Origin of the sequence: Roseovarius tibetensis, assembly GCF_050896375.1 — a bacterium.
Lineage (GTDB): Bacteria > Pseudomonadota > Alphaproteobacteria > Rhodobacterales > Rhodobacteraceae > Roseovarius > Roseovarius tibetensis.
The window spans coordinates 1-10,204 of sequence record NZ_JBPBBB010000067.1 but is presented as its reverse complement, the minus strand read 5'-3'; the positions used below and the strand labels follow the sequence as shown (position 1 = coordinate 10,204).

At 61.7% G+C, this 10,204-nt stretch carries 7 protein-coding genes and 1 pseudogene; 7 read left to right on the top strand and 1 reads right to left on the bottom strand.

The features are described 5' to 3' along the window. From ACROSR_RS19460 to ACROSR_RS19435, 6 genes and pseudogenes are all read left to right on the top strand, one after another. Positions 1-252: pseudogene (locus ACROSR_RS19460) on the top strand (hypothetical protein); the annotation flags it as partial. After that, the gene (locus ACROSR_RS19455; protein WP_432687547.1) at positions 249-959 is read left to right on the top strand and encodes a GntR family transcriptional regulator; all 711 of its coding nucleotides are present in this window, start codon (positions 249-251) and stop codon (positions 957-959) included. The pseudogene ACROSR_RS19460 and the gene ACROSR_RS19455, both read left to right, overlap by 4 nt. A gap of 102 nt (positions 960-1,061) precedes the next feature. After that, positions 1,062-2,597, top strand: coding sequence for a gamma-glutamyltransferase (gene ggt / locus ACROSR_RS19450; RefSeq protein WP_432687546.1), 1,536 nt, complete (start codon positions 1,062-1,064; stop codon positions 2,595-2,597). Positions 2,598-2,707: 110 nt separating this feature from the next. Beyond that, a complete protein-coding gene (locus ACROSR_RS19445) occupies positions 2,708-3,466 on the top strand; it encodes an SDR family NAD(P)-dependent oxidoreductase (RefSeq protein ID WP_432687545.1) in 759 nt (252 codons plus the stop codon). A gap of 756 nt (positions 3,467-4,222) precedes the next feature. Then, positions 4,223-6,445 (top strand): putative bifunctional diguanylate cyclase/phosphodiesterase, encoded by a 2,223-nt coding sequence (locus tag ACROSR_RS19440; RefSeq protein WP_432687544.1) that lies wholly within the window; start codon positions 4,223-4,225, stop codon positions 6,443-6,445. Between the two features lie 585 nt (positions 6,446-7,030). Further along, a complete protein-coding gene (locus ACROSR_RS19435; RefSeq protein WP_432687543.1) occupies positions 7,031-8,038 on the top strand; it encodes an LLM class flavin-dependent oxidoreductase in 1,008 nt (335 codons plus the stop codon). Between the two features lie 337 nt (positions 8,039-8,375). Here the strand turns inward: ACROSR_RS19435 and ACROSR_RS19430 are convergent, their stop codons facing one another. Next, positions 8,376-8,777, bottom strand: coding sequence for a helix-turn-helix domain-containing protein (locus ACROSR_RS19430; RefSeq protein WP_432687542.1), 402 nt, complete (start codon positions 8,775-8,777; stop codon positions 8,376-8,378). Between the two features lie 540 nt (positions 8,778-9,317). Between ACROSR_RS19430 and ACROSR_RS19425 the strand changes: the two genes are divergently transcribed. Next, the gene (locus ACROSR_RS19425) at positions 9,318-9,827 is read left to right on the top strand and encodes a YHS domain-containing (seleno)protein (protein ID WP_432687541.1); all 510 of its coding nucleotides are present in this window, start codon (positions 9,318-9,320) and stop codon (positions 9,825-9,827) included. Positions 9,828-10,204: the final 377 nt, after the last annotated feature.

The following is a 10,204-nucleotide window of genomic DNA, read 5'->3' as shown; positions in this document are numbered from 1 at the left end:
GCCGCCGGATTGGGTGGTTTCGAGTCACCCGGAGATTACGCCACATTCAAATTTCAACCAACTTCGCGACACGACCCCATCGGGGCGCGGCACTTCACATTCTACGAGGCGTTCGGCCTTGCCGCGGTTCTCTATCTCATTCTGGTATATGGTTTCATCTTCATGGCGCGTCGCGTGGAAAGGCGGCTCAGCCTGCATCTGCAACCCTCGACCGCTCCGCGCACCGCACTTGCCCAAGGATTGACGCGATGACGAACCTCACCGAAGAGCATCCCCGGAACGGCACCCCGACACCGCGCGGCATGCTGCGGGAGAAAGCGTATCAGACGTTGAAGCAGGGCATCCTCCATGGTCAGCTCAGACGTGGAGAGCGCTTGTCCGAAGCCCGGCTCATGCGCGAGTTCGATATTGGCCGCACGCCGCTGCGCGAGGCGCTCAACCGGTTGGAGCGCGAGGGGTTGGCGGTCAGCCAGCCGAATAGCGGCTACTCGGTTGCCAATCTCGATGTCGATGCGGTCTGCGACCTGCTCGTTGTGCGCGAAGGGCTCGATGCGCTTGCCGCCGAGATTGCGGTGGAGACAGCGAACGAAGATGACATGAGGCGGCTCGCCGCCGTCATGGAAGAGATCGAGGCGCTTGACCTCGTGCATGAGAGAACCCCCGACGTCTATGCCCGTGAGCTGGAACTGGGGCTCAAGGTGCACGAGGTAATCCTGAACATGACACGCAACGAAGCCCTCCAGGAGATCACACAGCGCGTTTACGATCAGCTGCGACTCGCTCTCTGGGTCGAGGTGCGCTGGATAGAACAATGGAAGCTGGCCGTGGAAGAGCATCGCGCCATCGTGGCAGCGGTGACGGCGCGGGATGCGCGCGCGGCGGTCGTGGCCGCGCGCGCATGTCCGTTCATCCCGCGAGAACATGCAGATCATCCGGCAGATCAACCAAGTCCGGCGTGACGATGGGCAGCGCGCCCCGATGCGCCCACAAACGGAATGAAAGAAGACAATATGCGTGATTTCCACTTCCCCGGCCGTTCTACCGTCCATGCCCGTAATGCGATGGTGGCCACTTCGCACCCGCTTGCCACCGAGACCGCGATCCACGTGCTGCGCGACGGCGGCAATGCGATTGACGCGGCAATCGCCGGCGCGGCGGTCATGGCGGTGGTCGAGCCGCAGATGACCGGGATTGGCGGAGATTGCTTCGCGCTCTATTGCCCCGCAGGCTCCGCAGAGGTCATCGCCTTCAACGGCTCCGGCCGGGCCCCCGCCGCAGCCACTATCGAGAGCCTGCGCGCCGAGGGCCTCACGAGGGTCCCGGAGGATTCCGTTCATGCTGTGACCTTGCCGGGGGCGGTCGACGGTTGGGGGCAGCTACATGCCGATCATGGGCGGATGGAGTTCCCTCGGTTGCTCGCTCCGGCCATTGGCTACGCAAGAGACGGCTATCCTGTCCATGCGCGTGTGCGGCATGACTGGCAGCGCGCCAGGCACCATCTGGGGGCTCGCGAGGCGACGCGCGCGCTGTTCCTGCCCTCGGGCCAAGTGCCCGCCGAGGGCGACATTCATCGGCAGGAGCGTTTGGCCGACACGCTTGAGACCATCGCGCCACAGGGCGCGCGCGCCTTTTACGAGGGTCGGCTGGCCGCCGCCATGCTTCGCACCTTGCAGGCCCATGGTGGGCTGCACAGCGAGGCGGATTTTCACGGCGTGCAGGGCGACTACGTCACAGCGGCAAAGACCCGCTACCGGACATTCGACATCCATCAGGTGCCGCCCAGCAATCAGGGGATCACTGCGCTGGTGATGCTCAACCTGCTGGAAGGGTTCGACATGTCCGCGCTCGATCCGCTATCGGCGGAACGTCTTCACCTGGAAATCGAGACCGGGCGACTTGCCTATGCCATGCGGGACCGGCACATCGCCGATCCGGACGCAATGGATATCCCGCTGGATGCGATCCTGTCAAAGGAGTGGGCCGCAGGACTGCGGTCATGTATTTCCGCCGATCATGCCATGCAGGATATCGGCCCGCTCGGGCTGTCGACCTCGGAGACAGTCTACATGACCGTCGTCGACCGTGATCTGAACACGGTCAGCTTCATAAATTCGATCTTCGATTCCTTCGGCAGCGGTATCCTCTGCCCCGAGACGGGCGTGCTGTTCCAGAACCGCGGCAATTCCTTCACGCTCGACCCCGAGCACCCCAATGCGCTTGCCCCCCGGAAGCGTCCAATGCACACGATCATGCCGGGAATGGCGACCGAAGGCGATCGCGTCAGGCTGTCCTTCGGCGTCATGGGCGGAGACTACCAGCCTTTCGGGCATGCCCGGATCATCTCCAACCTCGTTGATTACGGCATGGATCTACAAGCGGCCATCGACATGCCGAGGCTTCTGGCCACCGGTGCGGAGGTCGAGGTCGAACGCAGCCTGCCGCCATCGATTCTGCGGGATCTATCGGACAAGGGGCACCGATTGCGCGTCTCACAAGATCCTCTCGGAGGATGTCAGGCAATTCTCATAGATCATGACCGTGGACTTCTCAGCGGCGGGTCTGATCCACGCAAGGACGGCTATGCGGCAGGCTTCTGAACCCTTCCAGACGCCTTCGTCCCTGTGCGCTCCTATCTACCTTGAAGCTATGCCGGCGTTCTTTGCGATCAAAAATATAACTGCTGAGCGAACTCGACGTAAGGAATTCCATGACCCGGCACTACAAAACCTGCGCGATTGTCACCGGGGCAACGTCGGGAATCGGGGTCGCGATAGCACGGGCCCTCGCCGCACAGGGACACGCGCTGCTGCTAGTCGGGCGGCGTCAGATTGAGGGTGAGGCGCTGGCCGACAGCCTGATCGCCGATGGCATGCCTGCGCGTTTCATGGCAGCCGACCTGTCGGACCGCACTGCATCGGAACGGATCGTGAAGGCCGCGCTGGACAGCTTTGGCCAGCTGGATGTGCTGGTTAATAACGCGGGGATATTGACCCAGGGCACGGCCGAGGAAACCCCGGATGCAGACTGGGACAGGATTCTGGATGTGAACACCAGCGCGGTTTTTCGTTTGTCGCGCGCGGCGCTGCCTGCGCTGCGCGTGAAGGGCGGGGCAATCGTGAATGTCGCCTCCGACTGGGCGCTGGTAGGCGCACGCGGGGCTGTGGCCTATGCTGTGTCCAAGGCGGCGGTGGCTCAGATGACCCGCTGCATGGCGCTGGATCACGCCTCCGAAGGCATCCGCATCAACGCGGTCTGCCCTGGCGACACCGACACCCCGATGCTGGCAGCCGGCATCATCGGCGCGGCGCGGGCCGATAGGTTGACCGCCATCGGTGCCACGATCCCGATGGGACGTGTCGGCACGCCCGAAGATGTTGCGAACGTCACGGCATTCCTTGCGTCGGATGCCGCTGGATACATGACCGGAGCGCTGATTCCGGTCGATGGCGGCGCGAGCGCCGATTAACAGGAACGCACGGCGATGAGCGAGGAGATATCCGCAGAAGTTGGTGACGCTTCTGCGCGAAACGACCGTCGTCGCCTGAGCGCGGGACGGTCCGGCGCGACGGCTGGACTGCATCGCGGCTTTGCGTGAAACCGCCATGCGCGCTGACCTTCCGTTACCGATCGCCGACAATCTTCTCGTGAGACGTTCCATGGGATCCGGCCAGGCCTGAAAGCTCAGCCATTCCTCGCCGCGGCCCTCGAGGTCGGGTGCCGACAGTTTGGCCCTCCTTGTCATCTGTGGACGCGCTTGCGCGATCATGTTGCAGATCACGACGAGGCGTTGCGTGTCTCATCATTGCGCAGGAACCGCGACATCGCGGTCGCGGACATTGAAAACAGTCGGGTAAGGTCTCAGATCCCGACTGCACCAGCCAAACCCACTCTCCAGATGCTGTATTTGCCTCGCAGACGACTGCCGAAGACTGGCCGAAAGGGCAGGCCACACGGACAGCTACTGTGTGCGGCACCATCCGATACCCTAACGGCCGTTAATGATCATCTGTTTTTTATATAAATACCGCTTAGCAAGATCAGGCCAAGGAGCATGACCCGGAGCCTATCTACGGATGACGCCAACCTCAGATCTGTCAGCACTTGTGCTCCCTGACATAAAAAGAAAATGTCTTCAACATGAGCTCACTCCATATTTCCGAGCCACTTACCGACATCAGGCCTGCGTTTTTGGGAACGTCACGCCTGCGAGGGGGCCCATAAGATGAATTCAAGCCGGTCCAAGTCGCTATCGATCCAGATCGTCACTTCGCTGCTCATCCTGACTTTCGTCGGAGCGATGAGTTTGCTGCTTGGTGCTCATAACGCGGTCAACATAGCCGACAAAACGGCCGCCGAACGGCAGGCGCGCTTTGCCGAGCGCAATCTCGCCGCGGAAATCGAGGACCTGACAAACGATCAGCACAGCGTCACGATCTGGGACGAGGCCGTCCTGCGAACCACTGCCCGGGACCGCGAGTGGATGGACGAGAATATCGGCGTCTGGATGCAGGAATATTTCGGCCACGACGAAACCTATATTCTGGATCGGGAGAACAGACCGATCTACGCGGCAATCTCGGCTGCACCCGCCTCTGCCAGCGCATTCGCCGAACGCGCCGTCCAGATTGCACCGCTCGTCACGCAGCTTCGCGCGGCCATGGAAGAGGCAAGCGAAGGGCTGGACGATCCGCATGAAGAACTTGCCGACGTGTCGGTCGTCGCGCCACTACGGTTCGATGACGTGGCAGCCATTGTCAGCGTGGTTCCCGTCATTCCGGACACCGGGGATACCACGCAAGTGCCGGGCACGGAAGCATTGCATGTCGCGGTGCAATACCTCGATGCTGACCTTGCGCAGGAGATCGGCGCGCCGATCGAGCTTCAGGGCGTGGCTTTCGGGGCCGTGCCTCCCGAATACGGACGGAGTGGTGTCCCGGTGACCGATCCCGCTGGCGATGCGGTCGCCTGGCTCAGCTGGCAACCTGAACAACCGGGCACGGTGCTTTTCAAGAGGATGCTGCCCGTGCTTGTTTCCGCCTTTCTGCTCGGGGTGCTGGCGCTGTTCTGGGTGGTGCGTCGCCTTTTGCGTGTTTCGGGGCAATTGCAGGTCAGCGAGGCGCAGGCGCGGTTCTTGGCGCATCATGACGCGCTGACCGGTCTTCCAAACCGCACGCTGTTTGAGGATCGCCTGACGCAGGCCATGCACGCGACGGCGCGCAGCGGTCAGCCGGTCGCCCTCGTCGCTATCGATCTCGACCGGTTCAAGCTGATAAACGATTCGCTGGGCCATCCGGCGGGGGATGAACTGATCCGGCAGGTCGGCAGCCGTCTGGTCGATCTGGTGCGGGGAAGCGATACCGTCGCCCGGTTCGGGGGGGACGAATTCATGATCCTCCTGCGCGACGTTGTCGATGAGGATGACTTGCGGCGTCTATGCGCGCGGATCGTCGATCATCTGTCTCGCCCGTATGAATTGCTGGGTCATACCGGCAGCATCGGGGCCAGCGTCGGCGCGGTGCGTGCGTGCCCGGAGGACGGCGATTGGGACGATCTTATGCGCCGCGCGGATATCGCTCTCTACCGGGCAAAGTCCGAAGGAAAGGGCCGCTATACCCTGTTCGAGCCGAAGATGGGCACAGCCGAACACGAGCGCAACAAGGTTGAACACAGCCTGCGCGCGGCGCTGGAGACGGGCAAAGGCCTCAGCCTCGTATATCAGGCCATCTGCGACGAGAATAACCAGGTGACGGGTGCCGAGGCGCTTTGCCGATGGGATCATCCTGATCATGGCACGCTTTCGCCCGAAATTTTCATCAGGGTTGCCGAGGAACGCGGGCTCATTAATCAGCTTGGCCAATGGGTTCTGGAAACGGCCTGTCACTTTGTCGTCGGCTCCAGTCTCGGTAAAATTGCCGTCAACGTGTCACCAGTGCAACTTAGAAATCCCGAATTTGTCCAGATAGTTCGGAAAACGCTCCGCGATACCGGGCTTGCACCGACGCGCCTGGAAATCGAACTAACAGAACGGGTAATTTTGGATCCGGACAGTGGCATCCGAGAAAAGATCGGGCAATTGCGCGCCGATGGCGTCTGTATCGCGCTGGACGATTTCGCGACCGGCGATTCGTCGTTACAGTATCTTCGTGATTACCGGGTCGATTCCATCAAGATCGACCGATCCTTCGTTGCTCGCCTCGGCCAGGACGACGAATCTGATCATCTGGTGCGGGCAATCTTCGAACTGGCCCGCGCAGTTGGAGTAGCGGTGACTGTCGAGGGGGTGGAGACCAAGATGCAGCATGAGCGCCTCATCGCCATGGGGTGCAAAACATTTCAAGGCTATCTCCTGAACCGGCCTATGGCCCCCGAACAATTTTCGTCACTCATGTCGAGTAAAAACACGACAGTTGCAATCGCTCACACAGTTTATCCGAGACCGGCATAGTTTCGAAAGATATCTGCAAAAGAGGCGGGGTTCGTGGGCGACGTGCGCAAGCTTAACGCAAACGTGCCGTCTCCTAGAGACGTGGCAGAGACCATGGTTTTCACAAACTTGCTCATGGCCCAACCGACGACTACTGGATCAACTGGGATACTCGAAGGCAGGAGAAGGTCACGTTCAGATCGAGGCTGACGGATCTCCCCCCGACCGGCACGATCATTGCCGGCGAGGATCAGCCGATCCTGCCCTGGCATGGGGCCTTCCTGCAATGGAGCTTCTCGGGCTACCAGGACGCGGACGCGAAACCACCGGAGGAGGTCACCGTGCTCACGCCGGAACCCCTGGTCAAGCTCTGCGACCGGCTGGGAACCCAAGTTGCAATTGTGAGCTGTGTGCCCGGCGCGTCTGCCGGATCCAGGGCTCGCCCCCCCCCAACAGCCGCACACGTCTTACAACGACCAGACTGGGCCAGGTGCGCGCATCACGCGATCCGCTGCGCTCTTCAGGCTGCGCTCGTTCGGAGCGCTAAGCCAGATGACCTTGGCCAGACCGCCCGGAATGGTTACCTGCGACTCAAAGGAGATCGCCATGCAGAATTTCTCGCTTCTCGATTTGTCGTCCATCCCCGAGGGGAAAACCGCCGCAGATGCGCTGGCCGGCACCGTCGATCTCGCCCGCGCCGCCGAGCGATCAGGGTATCACCGCTTCTGGTTGGCCGAGCATCACAACATGCCGGGGATCGCGAGCGCGGCAACCGCCGTGGTGATCGGGCACGTGGCCGCCGCGACACGGTCGATGCGGATCGGGGCCGGTGGCGTCATGCTGCCCAACCATGCGCCGCTGGTGATTGCCGAGCAGTTCGGCACCCTCGCAACGCTCCATCCGGGGCGGATCGATCTCGGCGTGGGTCGGGCGCCCGGAACCGACATGGCCACGGCCCGTGCGCTGCGCCGACACATGGCCCCCGACGACAGCTTTCCCGACGACGTCCGGGAACTGATCGGGTATTTCGGCGACATGCCCGACGCCACGCCCGTGCGCGCCATTCCCGGGGCCGGCACCCACGTTCCGGTCTGGATCCTCGGGTCCAGTCTCTACGGCGCGCGGCTTGCCGCCCATCTGGGGCTCCCCTATGCCTTTGCGTCGCATTTCGCCCCGGCGATGCTGGAACAGGCGCTGGAGGTCTACCGCAGCACGTTCCGGCCCTCTGATCACCTCGAAAAACCGCATGTGATGATGGCAGCCGGGGTCTGCGCGGCCGACACAGATGCCGAGGCGGCGTTCCTGCGCTCCTCGCAACTCCTGGCCTTCGCGCGCCTGATCACTGGCACACCCGGCAAGCTTCCCCATCCGATCCGTGACGTCGACCGCGAGATCCCGGCGCCGGTCCTGGCCCAGGTGGAGCGGGCCCTGTCATGCTCTGCCACCGGCTCTGCAGCGACGGTAAGAGACCGGCTGCGCAGCCTGATCGACACCTTCAGGCCGGACGAGCTGATGGTGACCGGAATGATCCATGACCACGGCGCACGGGTCCGCTCGTTCGAAATCGCGGCGGAGGTCTTGGCAGATCTGCGGGAAGAGGCCGCGGCTGCCTGAGTGCGGGACGGTCCAACGTGAGCGCTGGTCTGCATCGCAGCTTTCCCTGAAACGCGATGCACTCGGACCATCCGTTACTGATCGCTGAGAACTTTCTCGGTAAACTTCCCACGGGATCCAGCGAAGAGCGGCAGTCCAGCCATTCCCCGCCGAGATCCTGGTGCCCGTCCCACCTATACTCGTCTATGCCCGCCTGGGTTCGCAAACACGCCGCAGCAGCCGCACACGGCGCGGAGTGATGCCCGGGTCACGGCCCATGGCGATGATACGCAGTAAGTCCAGCCAGGCGCGCTCGTTCTCGGTCAGGATCAGGTCTGCGTCTATATGCTCCATCATCTCACTTCCCGGACACCGTGTTGATCGCCGCCTGCGACCGGCTGGTCAGGCGCGGATCGCTGTTGCCCGAGGCCTCGCGGATGGCCTTGACCCAGGCCAGCTCGTTGTCAGTGATCGGATCGCCGAACACCTCGATCACCGCCGCGGCCGCGGTCTTCTCAATCGCCTGCTCCAGCGCGAGACCCATCAGGTAGGCAGGATCGACGTCCAGAGCCCGTGCCATGGCGGGGATGCGATCGAACGCCGCCTTGGTGCGGCCCTGCTTGATCATCGTGATCATGTTCGGGTTCACGAAACCGCACTGCGCGGCGATCTCGGCCTGGGTCTTCTTCGGCTTCAGCTCCAGAATGCGGCGCTCGACATATTTCGCGAGGCGGGTGTCCTCGAACGGTTTCTTGGTCATTGTTGTTCTCTCCTGTGTGACGCAGCACATGCTGCATGCATCTGTTATAGAAATGCGTGCATGGGGATGTGCGGCAGGATGAGAGATCCCAGGATGGTGTGCGTTTCCCGCGTTTGTTGAACATCGTGACCGGCGGGTGGGCCGAGGCATTCATGTATGCCGAGGCGGTGGACGCATTGTCGTTGAAAACCTATGAAATTTGCTTGGACCGCTTGGACCACTTGGACCAGCGTGAAAACAAACATCTTTCTTGGTTCATTCGGTCCATCCGGTCCAACTGGTCCGGCGTCTGGGAGAGCATTGTCGAGGTCGTGTTGGCGTCGTGGGTCAGATCTCTGCTGTAGACAGGAGTGCGGCACCACGAATGCCATCAACCGGCGCTTGCCGGGCGTGAGGCGCGTGAAAGGACGGTCGCGTGGCAAGCGCCGCGCGCCACTTCTCACGCCATCATCACGATGCGTAATGCCGGGCGGATTTCGAATTTGTCGACGTCTCGAAGCGCGACATACTCCCCCAAGAATATGACAGGGAGATCATCCAATGACGGTGCTGACAAAACGTAACTTCATCATCGCCGGCGGCGCGACACTCACCATCGCCGGTGCGGCTCTGGCCCTCCAGAGTGGCGTCCTTGAACGCTTGGCCGGTTTCGAGGAGCTTCCGCCGACACCGATCTTCTCGGAGGATGGGCTGGCGATACGCGGCACCGATCCGGTGGCCTATTTTCGTGAAGGTCGTCCGGTGACCGGTGCCGCGGCCTTCGAGGCGGAGTGGAAAGGCGCGCGCTGGCGGTTTGTCAATGCCAAGAACCGCGACGAGTTCCTCGCCGCGCCCGAGCGCTTCGAACCGCAATACGGCGGCTTCTGCGCCTGGGCCGTGGCCGCACGCGGCAAGCTCTACAGCACCCAGCCGCAGAACTGGTCCATCGTGGACGACAAGCTCTATCTGAACTTCAACGACGACATCCAGCGCAAGTGGGAGTCCGACATTCCCGGCTTCATCGCAGGCGCCGATAGACGTTGGCCGGAGATCGTCCAAGAGATGGCCTGATGTCTGATGTTCGCCTCGGGGGACGCCCTTCCCCTTCCCTCGGCATGAAACCAAAGCACGTTCGCCCTTCGGAAGGCATTGTAATCGGTTGTGACGTGAGCGAGGTGCGATAATCATCTTGTCATGCTTCGCAATGGCAGCTGGACTTGCAATACATTTCGCTATACATTTAGCGTGACATGAAAAACATAATCCTGTTATTTATCAAACGCTTGCGAACTATTCCTTAATGCCCTGTCGGATCCTCGGTCCGCCACTTCACTTTATGGTTATATAAATTTATTGATTTTCTCCAAATCAGGAAATTCATCCCACCAATCTTACCACCATCATATGCGCGTTTGAATGCAGCGCCATGCAACCGGCTGCGTCTCCCC

Bases quoted from the DNA above. Each gene is read 5' to 3' on its own strand.
- ACROSR_RS19425 (WP_432687541.1), top strand. From the start codon at position 9,318: ATGACGGTGCTGACAAAACGTAACTTCATCATCGCCGGCGGCGCGACA.
- ACROSR_RS19440 (WP_432687544.1), top strand. From the start codon at position 4,223: ATGAATTCAAGCCGGTCCAAGTCGCTATCGATCCAGATCGTCACTTCG.
- ggt (WP_432687546.1), top strand. From the start codon at position 1,062: ATGGTGGCCACTTCGCACCCGCTTGCCACCGAGACCGCGATCCACGTG.
- ACROSR_RS19435 (WP_432687543.1), top strand. From the start codon at position 7,031: ATGCAGAATTTCTCGCTTCTCGATTTGTCGTCCATCCCCGAGGGGAAA.
- ACROSR_RS19430 (WP_432687542.1), bottom strand. From the start codon at position 8,777: ATGACCAAGAAACCGTTCGAGGACACCCGCCTCGCGAAATATGTCGAG.
- ACROSR_RS19455 (WP_432687547.1), top strand. From the start codon at position 249: ATGACGAACCTCACCGAAGAGCATCCCCGGAACGGCACCCCGACACCG.
- ACROSR_RS19445 (WP_432687545.1), top strand. From the start codon at position 2,708: ATGACCCGGCACTACAAAACCTGCGCGATTGTCACCGGGGCAACGTCG.